19 protein-coding genes, 1 pseudogene and 4 riboswitches are annotated in these 25890 nt (G+C 31.7%); of the genes and pseudogenes, 17 read left to right on the top strand and 3 right to left on the bottom strand.

What is annotated here, in order from left to right; all coding sequences use genetic code 11:
- Positions 1–141: 141 nt before the first annotated feature.
- The 11 genes from I6U48_RS20095 (at position 142) to I6U48_RS20045 (ending at position 16167) form a co-directional block, all read left to right on the top strand.
- Positions 142–3801: a cell wall-binding repeat-containing protein gene (locus I6U48_RS20095; protein ID WP_218322264.1), complete on the top strand. Its 3660-nt coding sequence runs from the start codon at positions 142–144 to the stop codon at positions 3799–3801.
- 81 nt (positions 3802–3882) lie between these two features.
- A complete protein-coding gene (locus tag I6U48_RS20090; RefSeq protein ID WP_312891098.1) occupies positions 3883–4821 on the top strand; it encodes an energy-coupling factor transporter transmembrane component T in 939 nt (312 codons plus the stop codon).
- Positions 4802–6427 carry an ABC transporter ATP-binding protein gene (locus I6U48_RS20085; protein WP_218322263.1) on the top strand — a complete coding sequence of 542 codons (1626 nt, stop codon included), beginning with the start codon at positions 4802–4804 and terminating at the stop codon, positions 6425–6427. Before I6U48_RS20090 ends, I6U48_RS20085 begins: the two co-directional genes overlap by 20 nt.
- On the top strand, positions 6424–7143 hold the full coding sequence (locus I6U48_RS20080; protein ID WP_218322262.1) for an ECF transporter S component: 720 nt from the start codon (positions 6424–6426) through the stop codon (positions 7141–7143). The genes I6U48_RS20085 and I6U48_RS20080 overlap by 4 nt, the downstream gene beginning before the upstream one ends.
- Positions 7136–7915 (top strand): DUF4430 domain-containing protein, encoded by a 780-nt coding sequence (locus tag I6U48_RS20075; protein WP_218322261.1) that lies wholly within the window; start codon positions 7136–7138, stop codon positions 7913–7915. The genes I6U48_RS20080 and I6U48_RS20075 overlap by 8 nt, the downstream gene beginning before the upstream one ends.
- Before the next feature lie 39 nt (positions 7916–7954).
- Complete coding sequence (locus I6U48_RS20070; protein ID WP_218322260.1) at positions 7955–9172, top strand: prenyltransferase/squalene oxidase repeat-containing protein; 1218 nt, start codon at positions 7955–7957, stop codon at positions 9170–9172.
- Between the two features lie 30 nt (positions 9173–9202).
- Complete coding sequence (locus tag I6U48_RS20065; protein WP_218322259.1) at positions 9203–9889, top strand: ECF transporter S component; 687 nt, start codon at positions 9203–9205, stop codon at positions 9887–9889.
- 187 nt (positions 9890–10076) lie between these two features.
- A riboswitch (cobalamin riboswitch) is annotated at positions 10077–10263 on the top strand.
- A 347-nt stretch (positions 10264–10610) separates the two neighbouring features.
- Complete coding sequence (locus I6U48_RS20060; protein ID WP_218322258.1) at positions 10611–11420, top strand: hypothetical protein; 810 nt, start codon at positions 10611–10613, stop codon at positions 11418–11420.
- Positions 11421–11609: 189 nt separating this feature from the next.
- Entirely contained in the window at positions 11610–14705 is a 3096-nt protein-coding gene (locus tag I6U48_RS20055) for an Ig-like domain-containing protein (protein WP_218322257.1), read from the top strand.
- An 85-nt stretch (positions 14706–14790) separates the two neighbouring features.
- Positions 14791–15033, top strand: coding sequence for a DUF3467 domain-containing protein (locus I6U48_RS20050; RefSeq protein ID WP_218322256.1), 243 nt, complete (start codon positions 14791–14793; stop codon positions 15031–15033).
- A 150-nt stretch (positions 15034–15183) separates the two neighbouring features.
- On the top strand, positions 15184–16167 hold the full coding sequence (locus I6U48_RS20045; protein ID WP_218322255.1) for a TIM barrel protein: 984 nt from the start codon (positions 15184–15186) through the stop codon (positions 16165–16167).
- A 146-nt stretch (positions 16168–16313) separates the two neighbouring features.
- A riboswitch (cobalamin riboswitch) is annotated at positions 16314–16505 on the top strand.
- 499 nt (positions 16506–17004) lie between these two features.
- Here I6U48_RS20045 and I6U48_RS20040 read toward each other — a convergent pair.
- A pseudogene (locus I6U48_RS20040) lies at positions 17005–18127 on the bottom strand (IS110 family transposase).
- Between the two features lie 456 nt (positions 18128–18583).
- Here I6U48_RS20040 and I6U48_RS20035 point away from each other — a divergent pair.
- Entirely contained in the window at positions 18584–18862 is a 279-nt protein-coding gene (locus I6U48_RS20035; protein WP_218322253.1) for a cysteine-rich small domain-containing protein, read from the top strand.
- 65 nt (positions 18863–18927) lie between these two features.
- Here the strand turns inward: I6U48_RS20035 and I6U48_RS20030 are convergent, their stop codons facing one another.
- Positions 18928–19491 (bottom strand): methyl-accepting chemotaxis protein, encoded by a 564-nt coding sequence (locus tag I6U48_RS20030; protein WP_218322252.1) that lies wholly within the window; start codon positions 19489–19491, stop codon positions 18928–18930.
- 76 nt (positions 19492–19567) lie between these two features.
- The gene (locus I6U48_RS20025; protein ID WP_218322251.1) at positions 19568–21292 is read right to left on the bottom strand and encodes a bifunctional diguanylate cyclase/phosphohydrolase; all 1725 of its coding nucleotides are present in this window, start codon (positions 21290–21292) and stop codon (positions 19568–19570) included.
- A 185-nt stretch (positions 21293–21477) separates the two neighbouring features.
- A riboswitch (cobalamin riboswitch) is annotated at positions 21478–21665 on the bottom strand.
- A gap of 227 nt (positions 21666–21892) precedes the next feature.
- Positions 21893–22088, top strand: a riboswitch (cobalamin riboswitch).
- Positions 22089–22219: 131 nt separating this feature from the next.
- On the opposite strand from I6U48_RS20025, the gene cobK reads away from it, so the two are divergent.
- From cobK to I6U48_RS20000, 5 genes are read left to right on the top strand one after another with little or no spacing between them, the layout of a single operon-like run.
- Positions 22220–23005 carry a precorrin-6A reductase gene (gene cobK, locus I6U48_RS20020; protein ID WP_218322250.1) on the top strand — a complete coding sequence of 262 codons (786 nt, stop codon included), beginning with the start codon at positions 22220–22222 and terminating at the stop codon, positions 23003–23005.
- Positions 22986–23795, top strand: coding sequence for a cobalt ECF transporter T component CbiQ (gene cbiQ, locus I6U48_RS20015; RefSeq protein WP_218322249.1), 810 nt, complete (start codon positions 22986–22988; stop codon positions 23793–23795). The genes cobK and cbiQ overlap by 20 nt, the downstream gene beginning before the upstream one ends.
- Positions 23796–23807: 12 nt before the next feature.
- Complete coding sequence (locus I6U48_RS20010; RefSeq protein ID WP_218322248.1) at positions 23808–24662, top strand: energy-coupling factor ABC transporter ATP-binding protein; 855 nt, start codon at positions 23808–23810, stop codon at positions 24660–24662.
- A 38-nt stretch (positions 24663–24700) separates the two neighbouring features.
- Positions 24701–25453 (top strand): energy-coupling factor ABC transporter permease, encoded by a 753-nt coding sequence (locus I6U48_RS20005; RefSeq protein WP_218322247.1) that lies wholly within the window; start codon positions 24701–24703, stop codon positions 25451–25453.
- The gene (locus I6U48_RS20000) at positions 25453–25776 is read left to right on the top strand and encodes a cobalt ECF transporter S component CbiN (protein WP_218322246.1); all 324 of its coding nucleotides are present in this window, start codon (positions 25453–25455) and stop codon (positions 25774–25776) included. The genes I6U48_RS20005 and I6U48_RS20000 overlap by 1 nt, the downstream gene beginning before the upstream one ends.
- Positions 25777–25890 lie beyond the last annotated feature (114 nt).

Genomic DNA, 25890 nt, shown 5'->3' with positions numbered 1-25890 from the left:
TGTGCAATTTTTTCTGAGTTTATTTAGAATGTGAATAAAAAAGGAGGATATTTAGTTATGAAAAAAATATAGGAAGGTAGTTAATTAAATATTTTAGCTAAAAACTTATGCTTAATTTTAAAACTTAATAGGGGGGATAAAATGAAAAGAATAATTAGTAAAATTATACTGTTTCTATTTATGGTCAGTATTACTTTATCCAATGTCGCTAATGTATATGCTGATGAAGCTATAAGTAAGAGTAGAATTTTTGGAAAGGACAGAATCGAGACTTCTATAAAAATAAGTCAAAATGGATGGAAAAACGGAACAGATACAGCTGTTATAGCACAAGGGTATGGATATGCGGATGCTCTTTGTGCGGCGCCCCTAGCTAAAAAATATAATGCTCCAATATTGCTTACAGATAAAAGTGGACTAAGCAATGAAACTATGAATGAGCTGAAAAGACTTAAAGTTAAAAATGTTTTTATAATTGGGGGAACTGGTTCTTTATCTGAAAATGTAGAAAATCAGTTAAAAAGTTCAGGAATAACTCATCTTGAAAGATTATGGGGAAAAGATAGATATGAAACTTCTTTAAAGATAGCTGAAAGTTTAGGGGAAGTTGCAAGTGTTGTAGTTACTTCAGGAAATGGATATGCAGACAGTTTATCTATAGCACCTATTGCTGCTCAAAAAGGAATGCCTATTCTATTATCAGATAAAAATGATCTCACAGATGGTATAAAAGATTATATAAAAGATAAAAATATAAAAAACAGTTACATAGTTGGTGGAACAGGAGTCATAAGTGAAAAGATACAAAGTGATTTACCTAATCCTAAAAGGTTAAGTGGACAAGATAGGTTTGAAACTAATCTTGCTATAATAAACGAGTTTCAAAATGATTTGAAATTTGAAAAAGTATTTATGGCAGAAGGAGATGGTACAACTGGAAATGAATTTGCTGATGCACTTGCAGGATCAGTTCTTGCAGCTCAAAATTCTTCACCTTTGGTTCTTATTTATAAAACTATTCCAAGCAAGACAGCAGAATTTATAAAATCAAAAATGTCTAATAAAACAGAGCTTATAGCACTAGGTGGTGAAGCTGTAGTAGCAGATAGTATATTAAATGGGTTGATTGATTTATTTAACGGAAAAACAGTACCAACATCGATAGCTACACCAACTACAACAGCTGGAGGTACTTCATCAGGAGGCTCGTCGGGAGGATCATCTGGTGGCTCTTCATCTGGTAAAACCTTTACTATGACAATTACTAAAAATAATCAGTCTAGCACAGTAAAAAACTTTATAATGACTATAGACAAAGATAAAACAAATGAAAATGCAATGGAATACTTAAAGAGTGTGTGTAAAGTTACTGAATTACAAGGATCAGGCTTTATAAATGGTATAGATGGGCTTTTAAATGTGTTTTTAAAGGATTTGCCAATTGAAGATAGAAAAGCAGGGTATTATGGCATAGATTGGTTTGTATATTTGAATGGGAAAATTACCTCTGTAGGTGCGCCGGGTGTATATCCTAAAGAAGGAGATACTCTAAATTTTGATTATCATGAGTGGGACTGGCATGCATTGGTTTCTCCAGATTATAAGGGAGCAATACCTTTGACTTTAGAAGATATACCATCTTCCATTAAATCAGGAGATTCTATGAAGCTTAGAGTTACTTGTGTATATAGAGGTGTTTATAATGTAGCTGTAAAAGTAGATGAAAAGCAGGTAGCAACTACTGATATAGACGGATATGCTACAATCGCCATAAATGGGGCAGGAACACATACAATAACAGTAGAAAAAGATGGAGAATCAAAAAGTAAAACAGTAACCGTTACATCAAGTGGCGGTAGTGAAGATACAGATGATTTGGAATTAAAATCAGAGGGTCAAACTTATGATGGAAGTGTAAGTGAAAATGAAAGTGAAATTGGAGGAAATATAACTATTTCAGCAAATAATGTTTCACTTAAGAATGTAAAAGTTGATGGTGAACTTATAATAGATCCAGGTACGGATGGAAATAGCACTATTGAAAATGTTACCGCAAGTAAAATTGTTGTGAAATCGGGAGGGGCACATAGTGTTAACTTTGACAATGTAAAATCAGACTTAGTTCAAGTTAGCAGCATTAGTAATGTAAGAATTGAAGTAAAGGGTGAAACTCAAATAAAAAATACCCAGGTGTCAAATAGCTGTATACTTGATTCTACAGATTCAACAGGAACTTTTGGACAAGTTATTGTTGAAAACGATGATAAAAAAGATTGCGGTACCTTGGAGTTAAGAGGGAATTTTAAAGACAGCATAGAAGTGCACTCTAATATTAAATTACTTGCATCAACTAATAATCCTATTCCAGAAGTTAAAGTGAATTCAGAATCAAAACCCAATATAGCACTTCAAGGTAAATTTGAAAAAATTAGTGTTGCAAAAGAAGCAACAATAGAGACAAATAACGCTCAAATATCAAAAATCAGTGCTGATGCAGATGTTACTATAAAATTTAATGATAATACATCAGTAGTAGGTAGTATTGAAAAAGGAAAAGATATTAATGTTGATTGTAAGGATAAAGACGGTAAAGAAATAACAACAATACCAACAGAAGAAAAGCAAACGACTTCTGTAACTGGAATAACTTTAGACAAAACGAGTTCAAGTTTAGCAGTAGGAGATACATTGCAGCTGATGGCAACAATACAACCAGATAATGCTACAAATAAGAATATAACTTGGACGAGCAGTGATACGTCAATAGTAGCAGTAGATGGAAATGGAAATATAACAGGAATAAAAGAGGGAACAGCAACCATAACAGTTACTACGACAGATGGACAGAAAACAGCATCTTGTATTGTAACTGTTGTGACAGCGGGAAAGAATGAAGGTATCAAGGTTTCATTAGATATTGTAGGATATAAAGGAACTATTTTAACAGAGAATAGTTTAGATGCTAAAGATGGAGAGTCTGTGTATGATTTGCTTAAGGGTACTCTTGACAGTAAGGGAATAAGCTTTGTAAATAAAGGTTCAAGTAGTCAGGTATATATATCAAAGATAAATGGTATGTCAGAATTTGATAGAGGTAAATGGAGTGGATGGAAGTACAATGTAAATGGCACATTTCCTAATGTAGGCTGTGGAGATTATCATGTTAAAAACGGAGATGTGATACATTGGATTTATGTCACTGGTATATGGGATGAAGCTGCTTTTAGAGATGTGGATTCCATTAACTTAGATAAAACTCAGTTAAACTTGAATTCTGGTGATACAGCTAATATTAAAGCCGCTGTTAATCCTGCTAATGCTACTGATAAGGATATAATCTGGACTAGCAGTGATTCTACAGTGGCATCGGTAGATAGTAATGGTGAAATAATGGCAATAAAGGCTGGAACGGCGGCCATAACAGCTACTTCAATAGACAGCACAAAGGGATTTGCTATTAATTATACAGCAAATCCAGCAGTTTGCAATGTGACAGTAGCAGGCTCTTCTACAGGGCCAACAAACCCAACAACAGATACAACTCTTGTAAACATAACTGGAGCTGTTACTTTAAATATAATACAAACAAAGGACAATATTATAAAATTGCAGGGAAATAGTAAAAATAATAGTGATCCTATTACTATAACCTTATATGATGAAAAAGGGAATCTAAAGTATATAAATCAGACTATAGGAGCTATGGATGTAACTACAATACTTGATGTGGGAAAATATCATGGATATATAAAGGCTTCTAGTGTAAACATAATGGATATAAATGAATTTGAAGTCAAATAGAAAATCTTCAAAGAATATTCTGGAGAATGGTTGTTTTTGTAAACCATTCTCTGGAGCATTTTATTAAGGAAGTGAAAAAAAGTGCTGAAGAAGGATAGTGCATATTTTAGAGACGAAAAAATCGTAGAAGAGAAGATGAAATATTACAATGATTTTAAAGTATACCATGTATTAACAGCTGCTCTTATTTTCATATCTATGATGATCATGATATTTTCTAATGATAATCCTGTAATATTAGCATCTGTGTATGTATTTTTAGTATCAATGATAGCTTGTTTTAAAGAAAGACAAAAATTTGTAACAGGTTTTTATTATTTTATACCGGTTGCTATTTTAATAATAGTAATTAACATGTTTTTTGTAAGTTCAGGAAGTATTACACTTTTTTACTTGTTTCATAAGAGATTTACACTAGAAGCAATAGTGTATGCTATAGTATTCTCCTTTAAGTTTCTCGCTGTTATTTATCTTTTTTTAGTGTTTGAATCTATGATTGACACAGACAGAGCAGTATCCTATTTTTCTTCTGTAATGCCTAAATCAACACTGATGCTTATGATAAGTTTTAAACTTATTCCAAGTATGAAGGATAGATTTAAAAATTTAAAAGAGGTATATGAAATTAGAGGAGTAAAATTTAACAAGAAAAAATCTAAAGAAAAAACTGCCAGCTATATCCCTGTGCTTTCAATACTGTTAGAAGACTCTATGGAAGGGTCATTTTCAATAGGAGAAGCTGCTTATGTCAGAGGGTTCTTAAGTGGCAATAGAAGCGTGTATGAAAGACAGAAGTTTTACAGCAGGGATTATAAAATTATAATTCTAAGCGTTACACTTATTATATTCTATGGAATAGCAGAATTTAAAAATTGGGTACAGTTTAATATATATGATGGAGTAACTATTGTAAATTTTATAAACATTGGTATCGCTGTAATTTTTGTTTTAATTGTATGTATTACTTTATTTGTAATTTTTAATAGCGAGGAGAAAAAAGATGGCTTTTATAGAGATTAACAATTTAGAATTTACTTATCCTTTAGAAAAGAAGAAATCCTTAATGGATATAAATTTATCTTTAGAGAAAAATTCTTTTCTTCTTATAGCTGGAAAATCAGGATCTGGCAAATCTACGCTTGCAAGAGCAATGGTAGGAACTGTTCCTAATTTTTATGGAGGAACCATAGGTGGAGAAATAAAAATAGATGGAAAATCTCTAGATGAAATGAAGCATAAAGAAAGAGCCAAAAAAATAACTATGGTTTTTCAAGATCCAGAAAAACAGCTTATGATGAATAAAGTCCATAGAGAAGTGGCTTTTGGATTAGAGAATGTAGGAACAGACGAAAAAACAATAAAAAGAATGGTTTATGAAGCGTTACAATTTTTGGGAATACTTCATCTTGCAGAAAGAGATATAACGTCTTTATCAGGAGGGGAAAAGCAAAAGGTAGCAGTTGCATCAGCTCTTGTATATATGCCTAAGTGTATAATTTTAGATGAACCTACCTCTCAATTGGACCCATCATCAGCGGAAGAAGTTATAAATTTAATAAAAAAAATAAATGAAGAATTAGGAATAACTATAATTGTCATTGAGCACAGAGTAAATAGGTGGTTTGATGCGGCAGATTCTATAGCTATTATGGATAAAGGAAGATTACACACCTTTAAAAATAAAGAAGATTTTTATAATAACTGCAGCGGAGAACAAGCTATTTTTATGCCCGACTATTTAAAATTTTTGAAAAAAACCAACTTTAAGTCTATGCCTGAAAGCTTTAGAGATGCTAGAATACAATTTTTAAATAGTGATATAAAAATTAGGAAAGAAGAAAGTATAATTTTAGAAAATGATGCTGGAAACTTACTGCAAATAAAAAAAATGAGTTGTAAATATGGGTCTAAAGAGGCCTTAAGTGATGTGGATTTCAATGTAAACAAGGGCGATTTTATAAGTATAATGGGTGCTAATGGCGCTGGTAAAAGCACACTTTTAAAGGCTATTATGGGCCTTAAAGATTATAAAGGTACTATAAAGCTTCATGATAAGAATATAGAAGATATGGATATAAGAGAAGTAGCTAAGTATATAGGATATGTTTCTCAAAATCCTAATGATTATCTGTCAAAAGATAGTGTTTACGATGAAATTAGATTTACTATGGATAATTATGAGATGTATGATGAGGAGGTTATAGAAGAGGTTTTAAAAGAATTAGAGATCTATGATATTAAGGATAAGAACCCAAGAGATTTAAGCGGTGGACAGAGACAAAGGGTTGCCATAGCGTCTATTTTGGTATTAAAGCCAGAAATAATATTACTGGATGAACCTACAAGAGGGCTTGAAAGTGACCTTAAAGATAAATTAGGTAATGTACTAAAAAATCTTAATAGTCAGGGAACAGCCATTGTGCTTGTAACTCATGACACGGATTTTGCCAGCAAGTTTTGCACCGGTTATATGATTATGTTTAATGGCAGTATTGTAGCAAAGGGTACAAGAGAAGATATTTTAGGAGAAGGTATATTTTATACCACTTCCATTAATAAGCTTGTAAGGGATAAAGACAGGAGCATATTTACTTTAGAAGAAGCTTTAAGCAGGTGCAATATATGAAAAAAATTATAATTTTTATTACCGCTGCTATAACCGTTACTTTAATGGCATTGACAGCTAAAAGTGATTTTCAAACAGGTATATCTCTAATTTGTACCTTAAGCGTGTTTCTTATACTATTTATGAGTTACTTCTATTTTGAAAAATCTAATGCGGGTACAAAGGAAATTGCAATTATTGCAACTTTAAGCGCTTTTGCTTCAGTTGCTAGAATGGCTTTTGCACCTATTCCAAATGCAAAGCCTGTAACTTTTCTTGTAGCACTAACTGGATTTGTATTTGGTCCCTATGAAGGTTTTTTAGTCGGAAGTACTACAGCTTTTTTGTCCAATGTATTTTTTGGTCAAGGGCCTTGGACACCTTGGCAGATGTTTTCCTGGGGCTTAGTTGGAATTATAGGAGGCCTTTTAGGAAAAAGAAATAGGAAAATGTCAGCTATGAAGTTTTCACTAGTATGTTTTGTGCTTGGATTTATGTTTGATTGGATTATGGATATACAATATGTAGTAGGTTTTGTAAAACCTCTAAATATATGGACTATTATGGGAGCATATATGTCTGGATTAACCTTCGATGTTTTACATGGAGGAGGCTCCTTTATATTTTCAATAATTTTTTATGATAGCTTCCTCCCGGTACTGCAGAGATACAAAAGAAAACTTGATATCAGTTATATAAAAGATAATAAGAAATCTGGAGGGGTTAGTTATGAATAACAATAAAAAGAAATATCTAATAGCAGTATCAGCTTTTATTGTATGCTTTGTTATGTTTGTGTTTGCCATTAAGGCTCAAAAAATGTATGCAGATACTCTTACAAAGAAACAAGAAGCATCTCAAAAAGTTGAGAATAAATCTACTGATACTAAAGCAAAAGAGAACAAAACTGAAGCAGGCAGCACTAAACCGCAGGATAACTCTTCTAAGGATGCAAAAAATAGTACAACTGTAACTTCTGAAACGGCTGCAAAACCAGATGAAAGTAAAACTAAACAGGATATTACGGGCACTAGTTCAAATAATACAGGAAGCGCGAGTAATTCACAAACAAATCCTGCAGTAAAGGCTGAAGCTAGTGAAAGTGATAAAGTAAAGCAGGAGGATTCTAACAGCCAGATGACTCTGCAAATTATTGATACAGTAAATGGGAATAAAATGATCTTACAGAAAGATATCAGTAATATGGATGGAGAAACTGTAGGATATATAATGGAAAGAGTTTTAGATGATGCCAAGATAAAATATAAAGCCACGGGTTCTGCATCTACTTTATATTTTGCTGCTATAGACGGTCTTGAAGAAAAGAAGGCAGGAAAGTTGTCTGGATGGTGTTATTATGTAAAGAAAAATGGTGAGGGTAAGTTTCATAAACCTAATGTAGGAAGTGGACAATGGACATACCACAAGGGTGATGTGGTAGTTTGGAAGTATCTTGCAGATGGAATACACGATGGATATGAGGATGATTGGGGAAAAGGTAGTTTTTAAAAATAAAGTTTTATATAAATTTAAGGGGAGTGGATATAAATGTTAAAGAGAAAAAGCAAGTATATACTTATAGCAGCAGTAATTGCTTCAACAATTTTATCTAATACATTTGTTATGGCAAAGGAAATAACTAAAGAAACTTCAGATACCAATAAATCTTGGAGTATAAAATTTAATCAGGATGTAGATTTTAATGGTGATGTTAAAAATGCTATAACTGTAGTAGATAGTAAAGGAAATATTTTAGTTACAAACATAAGATTAGGAGATAGTAAAACTATAATAATAGATGCCCCTAAGGAAGGATATAAAGCAGGAGAAAGTTACACAATAAACATAAGTAATAAACTTCATTCTATAAAAAATGTACAATTAAAGGAAAATGTGCAATGTAATTTTACAATAACAGGCGATCAAGATGTTTATGGAGAACAAGTGGATAATGCATTGAAGCTTGGAATAAATAAAATATCACAAGAAGGAGTAGGGGATGACTGGCAGGCAATAGTATTATCAAGGTATGGACAGCAGATTCCTGCAAGTTATGTAAGCAATCTGGAGAGTAGTTTAAAAGCTAGCAGCGGCATTATGAGTCAACCTACTGACTATGAAAGAACCACCATAGCTTTAATGGCCATAGGAGAAGATCCTACTAATTTTGCAGGATATAACCTGGTAGAAAATATATATAATTGTAATGATATGGAGAATCAAGGTATAAATGCCTATATTTTTGCACTAATAGCCTTGGATTCAGGAAAGTTTAGTGTACCAGAAAATGCTGCATGGACAAGAGAAAAGCTTATAAATAAAATACTGGATTATAGGACTGAGGATAAGGGGTGGTCCTATGGTGGAGATACTGCTGATCCTGATATGACCGGAATGGCAATTACAGCATTAGCGCCTTACAAGGATAGAAGTGATGTAAAAGCTGCTATAGATGAAGCAATAGACAGACTATCAGCTATACAAAATGAAGATGGCAGTTTTTCTTCCTGGGGCACTGTTAACAGTGAAAGCTGCTCTCAAGTTGTTATAGCCCTTTGCAGTAATGGAATAGATCCTACAGGAGCTAAATTTACTAAAAGTAAAAATGCTTTAGATGCTTTGCTTCAGTGTCAGGTAGAAGGCGGGGGGTTTTATCATACCAAAGAAACTGGCTATAATACTATGGGAACAGAGCAGGCGCTTGAAGCCCTTGAAGCTTATAAAATGCTTAAAGCAGGAAAGGGAAGCTTATACATTTTTAAATAAAGAAAAAGATTTAAGAAAGGTAACCTCAATATGAAAAAGTTTATAATTACTTCTACAGCAGTTATTGTTATATTTCTTATGTTGATGACCTTAAATAAAGATACGCAGACAGGAATTTCTCTAATTATTACACTAGGGGTATTTTTTATACTTTTCATGAGTTATTTCTATTTCGAAAAATCCAAGTCTGGTACAAAAGAAATAGCAATTATTGCTACCTTAAGTGCTTTCACAGCAGTCTCCAGAATGGTTTTTGCACCTATCCCCAATGTACAACCGGTAACTTTCCTTGTAGCACTTGCTGGTTTGGTATTTGGTCCCTATGAAGGCTTTTTAATTGGTAGTACCACAGCTTTTTTATCTAACATATTTTTTGGTCAAGGACCCTGGACGCCCTGGCAGATGTTTTCTTGGGGGTTAGTTGGAATCATATCAGGAATCTTAGGGAAAAGAGAGAAAAAAGTATCAGCTATGAGTTTTTCAATAGTATGCTTTATATTTGGTTTTATGTTTGATTGGGTTATGAATATCTGGTATGTATCTGCTTTTATAAAGCCAATAAACATTAATAGTATTATAGGGGCCTATATAGCAGGCTTGATTTTTGATATTTTGCATGGAGGAGGTTCCTTTATATTTTCTATAATTTTTTATGAGAGCTTTCTGCCAGTGCTGCAGCGTTATAAGAGGAAGCTTGATATAAGTTATATAAGGTGAAGTCTAGGGTTATTTTAATAAATATTAAAATTGAGAAACACAACTCATATGATATTCATTTTGATGAATGTGTAAAATAGTTTAATTTGTAATAATACAAAACTTAACAATATTTTAAAATAAATTTTATAATTTATTGACAAATAAGGAAAAAAGATGTAGTATGAAAGTAAAGAAAATTATAAATTAAATAATATTCAGTACAGGCTTCCTCTAGAGGAATTAATAGGGAAAGTGGTTAAAAGCCACTGCAGCCCCCGCTTCTGTAAGGATGATGAAACTCATGATAGACCACTGAAGGTATAAGCCTTTGGGAAGGTGTGAGGAGTAAAATGATTCTGAGCCAGTAGACCTACCTGTTCTGATGGATATAATGCTCTCGGAGGGAGAGACAAGTATCGAGCGATGTTGTAAATTTAGTTTTTTGAACTAGATTTGTATTCGTATCGTATATTATAGACCTTCGAAAGAAGGTCTTTTTTATGTTGTTATCTAAAAAATATATTTACTTTATATTAATTAGTCAGCTGCTTGCCTTTATATTTAATAATACCCTCTATATAAAGGCAAGTATAAAATATAACAGTTATATAACTGGGCATAAGTTTACAGGTAAATAAAAATTAGGAGATGGTTGCATGGGATAAAATTTAAGCTAACACAATAGTTATAAGAGTAAATTTTAAGAGAAAAAATAAAATTAAAAGGGGAGTATGCGAAAATGATTAAAAGAATGAAAAATAAATTATTTGTCACCATATGTGTGGCAGCATTATCTTTAGGAGCTGTAGTACCATCTACTTTTAGTACTGTACATGCGTCTGGAACAAAAACTGTTTATGTGGATGTTGAAAAGAATATAACAGGACAAGCTCCTATTTTGCAACCAGTACAAGTAAGTTTAGATGACACAAAAACGGTGTTAGATGCTACAGAAACTGCTGTAGGTGCTAGTAATATTGATGCAGCTTCAAGTTCCTATGGTAGCTATGTAAAAGCTTTTAAAGATAATACAGCTAGCTTTACTTATGCTTACACAAGTCAAATACCAGCAATTTGTTATGATACAACTACAGCATATAATCAGCCAATTGTTAGTGATTCAAATTACTTAAGAGAAAAAGAATATAATGGAATTTCTGGTTGGATGTTTACAGTAAATAATACAGATCATGATTCAAGTTATAATTACTATACTGCTGATACAGCATTGTCAAGTTTACCAGATGGCGCTGTAATACGTTGGGAATTCTCAATGGCTTCTGGATGCGATTTAGGACTATCAGGTTACTTACCAAATGGAACTGTTACAGGTGGATATTATAATTGGAATACAAGCGCAACTGCACCATTCTTTACAAGAACAGACAAAACAGCTTTAATTACTAAATTAGCAACAACTGCTAAACCAGCTAGTGGTGCTACTGGTTATGACGAATATGTAGCAGCAGAGAATGCACTTAAAAATTTAACTATTAGTCAAACTAGTGTTGATGATGTGCTCGATGATTTAAATGCTGTACTACCATAATTAAATAGAATTAGTGTTAAATAATCTATAAATTGTAGAGCGGAATGTAAGTTGGCGACTTTCCGCTCTATAATCAATTAGATTTATGTTTCAAAATATTCTAGCATTGCAATATGGATAGAGAGCTTTAATTAACTAAATATAAAAATATTGCCTTAAATGAGATTATATATCTTAAAGGAGGGAAAAATGAAGGAGATAAAAAAATTTTTTTATACAAGAATTTTTAATATTTTTTTAATTTCATCTTTAATTTTTACTAATCTGTTATTAGCGGTTCCAGTTTTAGCAGATGCGTCTTTATTACAAACAGATGAAAGTGGTCAATATATGATTAATACGGTAGAAGATTTAAATAATTTTCGTAAGGCAGTTAACACAGACACATTTGAAGGTAAGACCGCTGTTCTAACAAAAGATATTGATGTGGGAGATTTTAAATTAGAACAAACTACAGGAACATTTCAAGGTACTTTTAATGGTCAAGGACATAAGATTTCTGGATTTAATGATGTCTACTCTGGTTTATTTTGTGACATTGGTAGTTCTGCAATTGTTGCAAATCTACATTTGAACATGAATGTGGTAGGAGCTATTGGAACATCGAGTTCTTATGTTAGTGATTCTTTATTATATGGCTCCATAGCTAACACAAGCTCAAAAGGAAAAATCAATTTTTGCAGTGTAGATGGTAATATAACATCTACTTCTACCTCGATATCAATAGGTGGGGTGGTTGGATATGTTAAATCGTCAAGTAGTCTTGGTGCCCTTGTTGAAAATTGCTATAGTAGAGCAGATATAGATGTCCCTAATACTGAAACAGCACGAGTTGGTGGTGTTACATATTACTCAATATATGCTAAGGCTATAAATAATTGTTATGTAAGTGGTAACTTACAGGGGAATTTAGTATACCCAATTGCTAGAAATAACCCTACAACGGCACCTTATAGCACTAGTTATTATAATGGAGAAAAAATACAGCCTACAACTACACCACAAGCTGGCATATCAAAGACTGAAGCTGAAATGAAACAGCAGAGTACGTACTCTAATTGGGATTTTAGTACTGTATGGAATATTGCAGAGAATGTAAATGATGGATATCCTTATCTAAGAGCAGATCAAGCAGTTCAATCAGCAGTTACTATGCCTGTAGATGTAAATATAAATATAGCAGATAAAACAGTAAATGCTGATGGAACTGTAGATTTAACAGCAAGTTATACAACTTCTCTTACATGTTCAGATCAAGATAGTATTACTGCCAATAATGTGCAAGTAACTTTACCTGGGACAATAAATTTTCCAGGCTTCACGGGAAGTAATGTAACTATGCAATACATTCCGGTTGTTAATGGTACCCCAGTAGATTTAACTTCGGATGTACTAAAAAGTAACCTTAAGCTTACCTATGCTGATAATCAAAAATATAAATTTGAAATAGGCAATGTTACCTTCAATAGCCCCAATTTTAATGGTAATGGAATTACAACAGTTTCTGATACTGAAAAAGCAGATCAAATAACAAATGCAAAAAAAGCAGAAAACACACTTTATAGTAGCTTAGCAGCTAAATTAGGCATTGATAAAGTATCTGATTTTAGTTGGAGTGGAGATGGGGTTCCAGTTGGAGGAACGGAAGGGTCAATTGCTTTCTCTGATGCAGATTGGGGTGTATTTTCAGCAGCTCGTTCTGGATATACAGGAATACCTTCTGGATTTTATGATGACTGGTTTAAGAGTATACAGACTGGCTTGCAGAATATGAAAGCTGCAGGAATAACAGTTCAGGATGTAAAAAAGACAGAATGGGAAAAATTAGTTTTGGCCATTACCTCTATAGGTTATGATCCAAGGGATATAGAAGCTTATGACTTAATAGATATAATTTCAAATGAGAATTTTAAATCCAACCAAACCTTTGCCGAGCAATATGCTGTCCTTGCTTTAAACTCTTATAATTATGCTGTTCCTAGCACTGGAAATCGCATTAACAAAGAAGCATGGATTCATCAATGGGCAAAAGATGCATTGGGAACAACAGGGGCGGATGGTTCTACTATAACAGGAAATAGTGTCAGTGATATGTGGATTATGAAATTTCAGCCAATAGCAGCTTATTATGATCCAAATGCAAAAGAAGGAGATAAATATTATGATGTAAAACAGGCTATGGAACATGTATTTGATCAATGTTCTAATTCACAAACTTATAAAGGCTCATTTTGGGGAGGTATGCCTGGTGATTATAATAATCCGTGGACTAATGCACAAGTTTATATGACTCTTGGAATGGCTAAGAGGGATATATTTGACAGTAAATACATAAAAAATGGAAATACTATGATAGATGCTGCATTGGAGAAATTTGATGTGGGAAGTGGTAGTACTCAATATAACAATTCAACTTATGATCCATCACAGATATGTAGAGGAATAGATTCCTTTATAAGAGCTTATGGAGGAAAAAATTCAATTTTTGACTGTACAGATGTTACAGATTCCACAGTACCAGTAAATAATGCTATATTGGCACTTCCAGACAGCATAACTGCTGCAAATAAAACAGAGGTTGAGGCTGCTAATACTTTATACAATGCATTAAGTGATGTTAAAAAGACTTCTATAAAGCAGAGTACTAAGGATAAGTTAACAGCAGCATTAGCAAATATGTCAAATCCAGGTGGTAATACTAGTGTAACAGGTATAAGTCTGGATCAAACAAGTGTAAACATAAAACCAGGAGGAACAGCTCAATTAACAGCAACTATAGCTCCGGATAATGCATCAAATAAGAATATAACTTGGACAAGCAGCGATACATCAATAGCTACTGTAGATGGAGATGGAAAGATAACAGCAGCAGCAGAAGGTACAGCAACTATAAAAGCAGTACCTGTGGACAATACAAATATAAATGCACAATGTAATGTTATAGTAAGCAATGATACTACACCTAAACCTATAATAATAACTAATCTAGCACCAAATACATCCTTTAATTTAGGTGATGATGCTAAAATATCAGTAAAAGCAGAAAATAATTCGGGAAGCGATCAGGCTGTATCACTAATATTAGCGCTATATGATAACAATGATAAATTTGTTAACTATGTAAGTGGTAGTCAGACTATAAAAAATGGAGATTCCTCTATTTTAACTGATATGATGAAGCTTCCTGAACAAGGGTTATATAAATTAAAGGCTTTTGTATGGGACAGCTTAGAAAACATGAATCCGCTTTCGGACACGATAGAAATACCTATTGGATCAAAGTAACTGATGCTTATTTTTAATAATCTTTTGATTATAGTGCAGTTAGAAACACATAAATAAAAAAACATGGAAGGTAAGGGTGAGTTTTATGGAGGAAAATATAAAATTAGAAGAAAAAGAACTATATTCAAACAGAGCGGATATTTTTGTGAGTGTATATGATTTTCAGTTGGATTTTATGAAAGTATATAAAAAAGACATAACAGATAGTGTAAAAATATTTATGAGTCCCCAGCAGGCAAAAAGTATGTGTAATATGCTGTTAAAATCCATTGAAAATTATGAGAATACCTTTGGGGAGATTAATATAAATCCTAAAGCTGATGTTTAAGTTAAATAAGTAATAGTTATTTTGAAATGAGCCAAGTATGAAAAGGTACTTGGCTCATTTTAAAGCAAGTATGAGGCGTAAAATTTACAATTTATAAGAAAAAATGTTAAGTTCTGTTTAGCTAAAAATTGGTGAATGGAGATGTTAGGTATGCTAAAGCTTATGAATTTGTCTACATATAGTTATGATCTTGAAAGATTTGATTTTGATAGTCAGAAAATAACAGATTTTTTAGAAAAGCATTATATGAATGGTGTTGAACTTTTGAATCCAATTATGTGGGAAGAAAAAATTCTTCCTAAAAAAATAGTTAAAGGAGTACATTTGAAGTATTATCCTACATGGCTGGATTTTTGGAATGGTAATAGAAGGTCACTTTTAAAACAGTTTAAAAGTATGGATGCTGTAGAAAAATATTATGAAGGCATTAGTAGAGATATTATGATACAACATTATAGAAAGGAAATAGAGACTGCGACTAAAATTGGTGCAGAGTATATGGTTTTTCATGTGGCACATGTGGAGGTTGAAGATACTTATGACTATAAATTTGCTTATTCTGACGCTGAAGTAGTGGAGGCAGGTATTGATTTGATAAACCAAGTATTTAGTGGGATAGACACAAATATAAAACTTTTATTTGAAAACATGTGGTGGCCTGGTTTTACTATGCTTGATAAAAATATTGCATTTAAGTTGTTAAATAGAGTTGAATATCCTAATAAAGGTTTTATGCTTGATACAGCACATCTAATGAATACAAATTTATATCTTAAAGATGAAAAAGAAGCAGTTGAATATATAATAAATAGGGTGGAGGAATTCGGAGAATTAAAAAATTTAATTAAAGGCATACACCTTAATTGTTCGTTATCAGGGGAATATGTAAGGTCTCAGATAAAGAAAAAAAATGAAGAGAGTGAAGAGTTTGATTTAAACCCGATGAGTGAAGAAGTGTTTATGCATGTTTTTAAAATAGATTCTCATAAGCCTTTTACAGATAATAGTGCAAGGAAACTTATTGAATTTATAAAACCTGAATATCTTATATATGAACTTGTAGCAAGCTCCACAGGAGAACTTGAAGAATATATTGAAACTCAAGATAGAGCTTGTAATTTTTATGATATTTAACTTTTAAAAATACTATTTGTAGATTTAGTAAAAGTAAATCTTTTAAATTTTATATGTTACTATAAATAAAATTATGCATATTTTAAATTATTTTGTTTACATAATATTGACATAACATGGAATATAGTGTATAATGTTTATATAAATTGAATATTAAGATATTAGGTGCTGCCATTATTTAAAAATGGAGTTAAAAGGGAAAGTGGAAAAGCCACTGCAGCCCGCCGCTACTGTGAAGAGGATGAAACCTTATTAAGTCACTAGGTAAATTTTATCTGGGAAGACAAGGAAGTAAGATGAATCTGAGTCAGGAAACCTGCCTAGTATTTGTTGAGTCTTTCGGAGGGGAAGATGGATGCAATTGTGATTTATAAGTGTTTATTTAATTAATAAATGTTTTATTTCGTTGTGTTTAAGAGAACCTCTAACGGTTCTCTTTTTATGTGCTTAAAAATGTTTTCAATAAAGATATTGCTTATTTTATATTCTTTAATGGACAAACTAATAAAAGCTTTATTATAAAAAATTAATGATTTTAAGATTCCCTCGTCGTTGTTAATTTTTAAATCCATTATCAGAATATAATTTATATATTCTATAACAGGGAAGTTTTAACTTCTCTGTTATAGAACTAACTATAATATGATAGAAGTCAGTTCTATAAATATTAAAATAAATTACTATTTAAGTAGATGCTCAAAAGGAATAGGTGTAAGAAGCAATTTGGTAATATGTCAAGAACAAAATAAAAAGAAAATTAAATGATTTCTTTAAAAATGGGTAACTTTAATAAATATACAATTTCACGAGAATGTATGTTCGTATAATTTATATAGATTAATCTACTCTATTTGAAGAGTAGAGCTGATTTTTAGCCAGCAATCCAAAAATCATACGAATTAATTTACGAGATGTTAGTGCGAGTGCTCGTTTGTGCTGATGTGTAGTTACTTCAGCAAATTTTTTCTGATTTAGCAATGGCATTATTGTTAGGGAATGCATTAACACTTCCTAATTCAGCAAGAATACCACTAGAGTAAACAGGACCAAAACCAGGGATGGACATTAATATTTTGTATTCCACAGGATTCATTCCCATAACAGCTTTTTCAATGGCTTTGTTAATTGCTTTAAGTTCTTTATCAAAAGCTTGAATACAGTTGAAAGAACAAGCAATAGAGGTTGTTAATGGCTCATACAAACATTTATCAAGACGGTATGAATTACGTGCCGCCTGCTGTAGAATTTCAGCAGTCATCTGAGGATTAGAAATCCTTTTACGGCTTTTCCTATTGACGAAGTCAACAAGTTCTTCAATTGAAGTATTTGCAATATCTTCAGAAGATAGAAATTCAGTAAGTATTGAAGATGCGGTAGCACCATATTTATTAGAAAAAGGATGCTCTTCTCCTTGTAACAAAGCGAATTCGCTGAACTTAAGAAATACATTGGATAACATGTAAGTTTTTTCTCTAGTTAAGCATTCAACAATATGGAGTCTGTGTCTTGTAAGTCTTTGCAGAGCAAGATATTGAGAACCACGCCAAGGCTCAGTATGAATTCTGCCAACTCTTGCAAAATCAGCAATGACAAAGGAGTCAATTCCGTCATTTTTATCAAGAGAATTAAAAGATTCTTTGTAGTTAGCAACTTCCTTAGGATTCAAGCAGTAAACATAAGGTTTGTAAGGCATAAGTTTTTCACTAGCAGATAAAAAATTGGCTATATGTACTCCGTAAAAAGAAGTAGATTCTAAGCCGATTATAACAGCTTTAAAAGTGTTGTTTTCTAATACCTTAACAAGCATGGCTTCAAGCTGATCCGCACCAAATTGTGTATTAGGAACAGGTTTCATCTTAATCAAGAATTCCTGTTCGAAATTAATAGCAGAGACAACATTTTGTCTTGCACCAATATCGATACCAACAAATAGAGTTGATAAGTAATCTAATTTCTTCATGAAATCACCACCTTTCAAAAGTAATGAGGAAATTAGAAAGGATTATCCTAATCCAAAGTACTGACTGCAACCTCGCGTAATCAGCATTCATCCAGACGCAAAACCTTGCTGGTGGATACGAAAGGAGATGCAACATTTGTGTAAGCAGAATATGATACTTTGGTCAGGCTGCAAGCTTAATGGGCAATAACACAATGTGTTTTGCAGGAGATATACAGCAGTACCCTTCGCTAAAGTTCCGTTAGGACTATTTTAGCATTAGGAAATCCTTTAATAAATAATAGTAGGTTAAAACAGTATAGACCGGAAAGTATAAGAATCAGCAATATTGAATTGGGAGAATCCCCACTAGAAAAGCTGAGATGCTTTCTTAATCTATACAAAATATAAAAAATAAATAAGTCTATAGCAGTTATTTAACTGAATATAAACTTACTTATACGAGGAGATACAAATATGAGTAAAAATTATAAATTTTTTAATCATAAAGAATGTGAGTTTTTTCCCTGCCATGATATGAAAAATAATGATAAATTTAATTGTTTATTTTGTTATTGTCCATTGTATTTTGTTGAAGATTGTGGTGGAAATAATAGCTATATAAATTGTGTTAAGGACTGCAGTAATTGTATAATACCTCATTCAGAAAATGGATATGATTATATTTTTAAAAAAATAGTAGAACTTAATGATCAAAAAAGGAAATCAAGGAATAAAATTCAAGTGAATTTATGATAAATTAAGGGCTGTGACCTGTTTTAGGGAGAAATAGCCATAAAGGAGGCCTGAGGGCCTCCTTTTTATACTTTGAATTTTTGAACCATTTCATTAAGTTTACTAGCTAGTTTAGTTTGATTCTCTGTTGCTTTTGAAATTTCTTCTATAGCTTTTGTGGAATCATGTATGCTGCTTTGTATTTCATTTGATTTGTCTGTAAGTTCTTTTATACTTTTATTGATTTCATCTTTAGAAGAGTAAATTTGCTCGCTTAGTTTACTTACATCTTCTGTTCCATTTGCTAGTCTATCTGCGAATCTTTTCACCTTTGATAACGAACTATTTATTTGTTTCGTAAGTATAGTACTTAAAAGAGCTGCCAGTATAAATGATATTATGCTTAAGCACATAGTAAACATGAAATGTTCCTTAAATATTTCCTGGTTTTTTAGGTTGTCATTTTTTGCATCATTTGAGTTAAGCTGTATAATTTTATCTAAAGATAGAAAAACTAGACATAATTTATTTAAAGTCCTTGAATATAATTCTAATAGTCCTTTAACTGCAATTATACCTATTAATAATATTATGCACAGAAAGGCACTTGTTAGTTTTGTCTTTACTTTCATGTTTATTAAAAGCTTCATTTTATTTGCTCCCCTTTATATAGTAGTTTACTAAATCAATTTTTTGATTATAAATATTATAGTAGATAAAGTTTTCTTATTTTAATGAAAATATGGATTTTGGTTCATTTTCATAGTTTTTTATATTTTTAAATTTATTCTTTTCTACATACATATTTTCATCTGCTATATTAATGATTTCATTTATAGGTATATTTTTTGAAGACATAGAATATCCAATACTCACCGTTAGCCTAGTATTTTTTTGTTTTTTATCCCAAACACTAGCTATATTGATATGTATTTTTCTTATTATTGATTTTATATAATTTCTATTACAGTTAAGAGCTAGTATCATAAACTCATCGCCTCCATATCTAAAAACATAATCGCTTTCTCTTACGGATTTTTTCAATATCTGCGCTGTAGTTTTAATAACTAAATCTCCATATAAGTGTCCGAAAGTATCATTTATGTATTTTAGATTATTAATATCAATAACAATAACACCAATCAGATCAAGGCCTAAATCTAATGAGTCTAAAACTGTTTGTAGATGCTGTCTATTATATAATCCTGTAAGAGTATCTTTTATAGCTTTTTCTTTTATTTCTACAAAAAATAAATATTTTTGAATAGCATTATTGGTATAGTTTGAAATTGTTTGTAATAATTTTTCCTCTCTTTCGTTTATTTCAGTTTCTATATCTGTTTGTATAAATATAACAGCTGTGTTTTTATTTTCTAAAGGTGAGACTAAAATAACAAGATGCTTATTATTTATTTCTTTTAATATAATTTTCATTTCTTTTATACTAAAAATTTCTTTTATATTTTCATCAATATATTTTTTTATACTTTGTGTAAATCCCTCCAGGCTATCAACGTTATAAAAATTAACATCTCTATACCGTTTAATAAATATATTTATATAATCTATATTAATTATTTTATTGAATACATTTAGTGCTCTTTTCAAAATTTGGTTTAAATCATATAATCTTGATAATAAGCTGTTACCTTGAACAAGTATATTTAGATATTCAATATTTCTTTCTAATAATCTAAGCATTTTTTCCTGTTCATATTTATCAATTAAAATTACACCTATATCTGGAAGATTATCTAAAATAGTTTCCCAATTTGAACCTCCATCAGTATCTTCCTTTGTACTTATGAAGTCTTTAATATATAAGGGACTCTCTGTATTGTGATATTTAGTATAGTAATCATCGATTATCTCTAAAAAATTATCTATTAAATATCCATCAAATTGGGTATTTTTATTTCTTATAAGTTCATTTTTTGCTTCTTCAAGACTTAATGTATCTCTATAACTGCGATATGAAATCATAGCATCAAAACTATCACATAGGCCTATTATTCTAGCATGCAAAGGTATGTCTTTCCCTTTTAGGTTTGAACCATATCCTTTTCCATCATATCTTTCGTGATGATATAATATAGAATTATTTACTTTATCTAGGTACTTGGAATTGCTAAGAAGGTTTGCACCATTAACTGGGTGTCTTTTGATAATATTCCACTCTTTCGAATTAAGAGTTTCGTATTTGTATAAGATTTTTGAAGGTATAGTTAATTTACCTATATCATGTAGTAATCCACCTAAAGCTACAGATAAACTTTCATCAATTGACATATTCATTTTATAACACAGCAAATATGAACTTACAGATACATTTAAACAATGATTATATACACAATAATATTTATGCTTTAATGTCAATAGAAGAGTATTAGCTATTTCATCTTTTTCTATTAAGGTTTTTAAATAATTAATTAATACAGTTTTATTAAACATAAACATCCCACCCTTATTATATTTAGTTAATTCATCAAATCTAGAAAATTAGATCATGTAGATTTAGGATATAAAAAAAGACCTTCTGTTCCGAAGGTCTCTTAATTTGCACAAAAACATAAACTATTAGAAATCAATTAATAAAGTTATATTGTACATCTTAACTATCTCTCCCTCCGAAAGATTATTGTTAAATTAATAAGGCAGGTCTCCTGACTTAGATTCATCTTACTCCCTTCTCTTCCCAAAGACTTATGCTTCAGTGAGATATTAGGTTTCATCATCATTACAGTAGCGGGGGCTGCAGCGGAATTTAACCGCTTTCCCTTTTCAGTTCTTTGTATAAAGAAACACCTTAATAATTATTAAATTTTATTTACATAATCATATATAAAGCTCTTATTTAACCTAAATTATACAGTTGCATGAAAAAATTGTCAATATCATTTTCTTTTGACAGAATTCTTTCGTAATATTTTTAATAATAAAAGTGTATATACAATGGTGTGAATGTTCAAAACATTTCAGTGTCGAAATAGATAAGAAATGGGAAAAAGGTTGACAATAATAGTTAATAGGTATAAAATAAAATTAAACGTAAATTATATAGTTCAAATAGGTGTCGGTTGTAATCAAAGGTATTATAAACCGATGAAAAGGGAAGATGGGTGAAAATCCCGCACGGTCCCGCCGCTGTAAGAGAGGAGTCCCTCTGAGAATGCCACTGAATAATCGGGAAGGCAAGAGGTGATGATGATGCTTGAGTCAGAAGACCTGCCTGTTTTAATACCAGTTACTCTACGAGAGATAGAGGAGGTTTAATACATGCGCCTATTTTTTAGTATTAACTCATTATCTTTTTTAGAGATAATGAGTTTTTTATTGTTTAAGTTTATATGATATTTATAATATTCTTTGGGGGTAAGTATGTCAAACGTATTAGTTATCGCAGGAACAATGGATGCTAAGCAAATAATAGACAAGCTTTATAAGATGAGTGAAAAGGTTACTGTAATGGTTACCACTAAGTTGGGCGGTGAGTTGATTGAGCACGATGATGGTATTGATATTTATCAAGGAAAGATAAATAAGACTAGCATCATCGACATGATAGATAAAGTACAGCCAAAATGTATTGTTGATGCTTCTAATCCATTTTCGGTAGATATATCTCAAAATGTAATAAGTGCTTGTAAACCGACTGGAATACCATATATTAGATTTTTAAGAGAAAAAGTAACATATGAGGGCTATGACATTGTAAAAGTAAAAAATTATGAAGAAGCATATGAACGTGTTTTGGAATATGAAGGCAATATTATGTTAACAGTGGGAAGTAAAAAGATTGAAACCTTCACTAAGATACCTGAGTATCGAAATAGAGTATACCTTAGAGTACTCCCAGCCTGGATGGTTTTGAAAAAATGTGAAAGCTTGGGATTCAATTCAAGAAATATAATAGCAATGAAAGGACCCTTTAGTGAAGAGTTAAATGTAGAGATGTTTAAATATTGCAACGCTTCTGTTTTAGTAACGAAAGATAGTGGTAATACTGGAGGAGTTATAGAGAAAATAAATGCAGCTAGAAAATTAGGAATTAAAATAATTATGATAGACAGATCTGATGAAAACTATGAAAATAAAACGACTTCAATTGAAAAGATAATTGATTTTGTAAAGGAGATAAGTATCTATGGATCATCACAAACATAGAATTGGACATAAACACGGTGAAGGATTTTCAATAGATTTTTATGCCTATATTTCTAAAATCAGACATTGGAATCCTACTTTTAAAGTATCGCTTTCTGTTTTGACATTGATTCTTTGTATTGCGTTGGATAATCCTTATGTATCTGTCATGATCATTATTGCAATGGCTTATTTAACTATTATAAAAGGAGAACTTCCAATACGTCAATACTTGCCAATACTGGCGGTCCAAATTGGTTTTATCCTTATTGGTACTTTTACAATTGGTATAGATTTTTCAAAGAAGCCAATAGGGCAGTATAATTTGTATCTTGGCTTTTGCTATGTAATTACTTCTCAAGCAAAGCTTAAAGAAGTTATTTTCTTGATTCTAAAGGTTTTTGCAGCTATTAGTGCACTACAGATGATGATACTGTCAACTCCATCCTCTGAAGTTATATATGTACTTCGAAAAGCACATGTGCCAAAGCTTATTATAGAATTAATGAATATTATTTATCGTTATATTTTCATTTTGATGGATGTCTACACTAAAATGAAAAATTCAGCAGAATCTCGTCAAGGTTATTGTGATATTAAAACTTCCTACTATACTTTTGGAAGTATTGCAAGTAATATGCTGGTTGTTTCATTGAAGAAGGCAAACTCTTATTATGATGCCATGGAAGCTAGATGCTATGATGGAGATCTTACATTTTGGGAGGAAGATAAAAAGGTAGAAAAAATACAGATTGTGACAGCGGCAGCATTTATAATTTCTTTGATTCTGCTCTGGAGTTTTACAAGATAGAAAGGAGCTATTATGGAGAAACCAATATTAAAGGTTGAAGATTTGTATTATGTATATGGAAATGGAAAGTCTGCATTGAATGGAGTAAGTGTTGATATCTATGAAGGGGAAAAAATTGCTATAATCGGTTCTAATGGGTCTGGAAAGTCCACATTTTTCTTGAATGTCAACGGTGTATTTACACCCGAAGAGGGAAAAATCATTTACCGTGATACAGTAATTAATAAAAAGAATTTAAAAGAACTTAGAAAAAATATCGGAATTGTATTTCAGGATGCAGACAACCAAATAATTGCATCTACAGTTATGGCAGAAGTTGCATTCGGACCGATGAATTTAAAGCTCCCAAAAGAAGAAGTAAAAAAGCGAGTTGAAGAAGCATTGGCATACATGAATATCTCTGATTTTAAGGATCGTCCACCACACTATTTAAGCGGAGGTGAAAAGAAGCGAGTTAGTATTGCAGATATCATTGCTATGAAATCTGAAATCATAATCTTTGATGAACCGACAGCTGCATTAGATCCTTTAAATGCACAGATGTTGGAAGAGGTTTTGGATAAGCTTGGTTCAGAGAATAAAACCATGCTTATTTCTACCCACGATGTCGACTTTGCATATAGATGGGCTGAAAGAGCCATTGTATTTTGTAATGGTAAAATTATTGCAGATGGAACACCTCTTGAAATTTTTAAAAACCATAAAATTTTAAAACAGGCAAATTTGAAGCAGCCAATCATGCTGGAGGTTTATGAATCTCTTGTAGAAAAACATCTGCTAGAAGATACAAAAGCCTATCCGAAAAATACTGAGGAATTGAAAAAACTGCTTGAAAAGCAAGAAGTTGTTCTAGGTGCTTTAGCTTAGACTAAATATAAATTAAATATATAGAGGGGGAAAATAAAATGAATCAAAAGGAAAAGAAAATTATGGCAATTTCGGTAGCTTTTGCAGTAGCTTTTGGAGTAACTCCAGTGGTTAACGCAATGCACATTATGGAAGGATATCTTCCACCAAAATTCTGTATTATGTGGGGAGTTATCTGCGCACCATTTTTAGTAGCAGGTTACTTGTCAATTAAGAAAACATTGGCTGAGAATCGTAAATCTATAACTATTCTTGCTATGTCAGGTGCATTTATTTTTGTACTCTCATCCTTAAAGATTCCATCAGTAACAGGAAGTTGTTCCCACATGACTGGTACTGGACTTGCTGCAATTCTATTTGGACCGGCTGCAGTAAGCATACTAGGCATTATTGTACTAATTTTTCAGGCAATTTTACTTGCGCATGGTGGACTTACTACTCTTGGTGCTAATACTTTCTCTATGGCTATTGCAGGGCCATTAGTTTCTTATGCAATCTATAAATTATGTAAGAAAATGAATGTTAGCAAGAACATAGGTATTTTCTTGGCAGCGTCAATTGGTGATCTATTCACTTATTGTGTAACTAGCTTTCAGCTTGCGCTTGCATATCCGTCTGCAAACGGTGGTATCCCAGCATCTGCAGCTAAGTTTCTTGCAGTATTTGCACCTACACAACTTCCACTTGCAATTATAGAAGGTATTTTAACTGTTGTAATTATTATAGGCTTTGAAACATATGCAAAATCTGAGTTAACAGGTATTGGATTTCTAAAGAGAGGTGAAAATTAATGTCAAAGAATAAAAAGAAAGTTATTATTCTATTAGTTATTGCTGCATTGATTGCACTTGTACCATTATTTACATTAAGAGGAGCTGAATTTGGAGGTTCTGATGATGCAGGAAGCAAAGTAGTTTCTCAGATTACAGGCAATCAATATAAGCCTTGGGCTACACCTGTTATGGAAAAATGGATTGGTGGAGAATTACCAGGTGAAATTGAGAGTTTACTCTTCTGTGTACAGACAGGTATTGGAGTTGGTGTTGTAGCATTTTTTATGGGAAGACTTGTAGAGAGAAAAAAACAAGAAAGTCAGAAGAGTAAAACTGTATAACGATTCCAAACTTTTTACTGCACTTAATGAAAAAATCATATGAGAGTACAGCAATGAAAAGTAATGAAAAAGTTTTTAGAAATAATTATATATTGTAGCAATGGACCAGCTTTT

This window comes from Clostridium thailandense (assembly GCF_019207025.1).
GTDB classification, from domain to species: domain Bacteria; phylum Bacillota; class Clostridia; order Clostridiales; family Clostridiaceae; genus Clostridium_AM; species Clostridium_AM thailandense.
This window is presented reverse-complemented; position numbering and strand designations above follow the sequence as displayed.

Coding starts and splice junctions, on each gene's coding strand:
- I6U48_RS20085 (WP_218322263.1), top strand. CDS start 4,802: ATGGCTTTTATAGAGATTAACAATTTAGAATTTACTTATCCTTTAGAA.
- I6U48_RS20045 (WP_218322255.1), top strand. CDS start 15,184: ATGCTAAAGCTTATGAATTTGTCTACATATAGTTATGATCTTGAAAGA.
- I6U48_RS20060 (WP_218322258.1), top strand. CDS start 10,611: ATGATTAAAAGAATGAAAAATAAATTATTTGTCACCATATGTGTGGCA.
- I6U48_RS20000 (WP_218322246.1), top strand. CDS start 25,453: ATGTCAAAGAATAAAAAGAAAGTTATTATTCTATTAGTTATTGCTGCA.
- I6U48_RS20055 (WP_218322257.1), top strand. CDS start 11,610: ATGAAGGAGATAAAAAAATTTTTTTATACAAGAATTTTTAATATTTTT.
- I6U48_RS20065 (WP_218322259.1), top strand. CDS start 9,203: ATGAAAAAGTTTATAATTACTTCTACAGCAGTTATTGTTATATTTCTT.
- I6U48_RS20025 (WP_218322251.1), bottom strand. CDS start 21,292: ATGTTTAATAAAACTGTATTAATTAATTATTTAAAAACCTTAATAGAA.
- I6U48_RS20075 (WP_218322261.1), top strand. CDS start 7,136: ATGAATAACAATAAAAAGAAATATCTAATAGCAGTATCAGCTTTTATT.
- I6U48_RS20095 (WP_218322264.1), top strand. CDS start 142: ATGAAAAGAATAATTAGTAAAATTATACTGTTTCTATTTATGGTCAGT.
- I6U48_RS20010 (WP_218322248.1), top strand. CDS start 23,808: ATGGAGAAACCAATATTAAAGGTTGAAGATTTGTATTATGTATATGGA.
- I6U48_RS20080 (WP_218322262.1), top strand. CDS start 6,424: ATGAAAAAAATTATAATTTTTATTACCGCTGCTATAACCGTTACTTTA.
- I6U48_RS20005 (WP_218322247.1), top strand. CDS start 24,701: ATGAATCAAAAGGAAAAGAAAATTATGGCAATTTCGGTAGCTTTTGCA.
- cbiQ (WP_218322249.1), top strand. CDS start 22,986: ATGGATCATCACAAACATAGAATTGGACATAAACACGGTGAAGGATTT.
- I6U48_RS20035 (WP_218322253.1), top strand. CDS start 18,584: ATGAGTAAAAATTATAAATTTTTTAATCATAAAGAATGTGAGTTTTTT.
- I6U48_RS20050 (WP_218322256.1), top strand. CDS start 14,791: ATGGAGGAAAATATAAAATTAGAAGAAAAAGAACTATATTCAAACAGA.
- I6U48_RS20030 (WP_218322252.1), bottom strand. CDS start 19,491: ATGAAGCTTTTAATAAACATGAAAGTAAAGACAAAACTAACAAGTGCC.
- cobK (WP_218322250.1), top strand. CDS start 22,220: ATGTCAAACGTATTAGTTATCGCAGGAACAATGGATGCTAAGCAAATA.
- I6U48_RS20070 (WP_218322260.1), top strand. CDS start 7,955: ATGTTAAAGAGAAAAAGCAAGTATATACTTATAGCAGCAGTAATTGCT.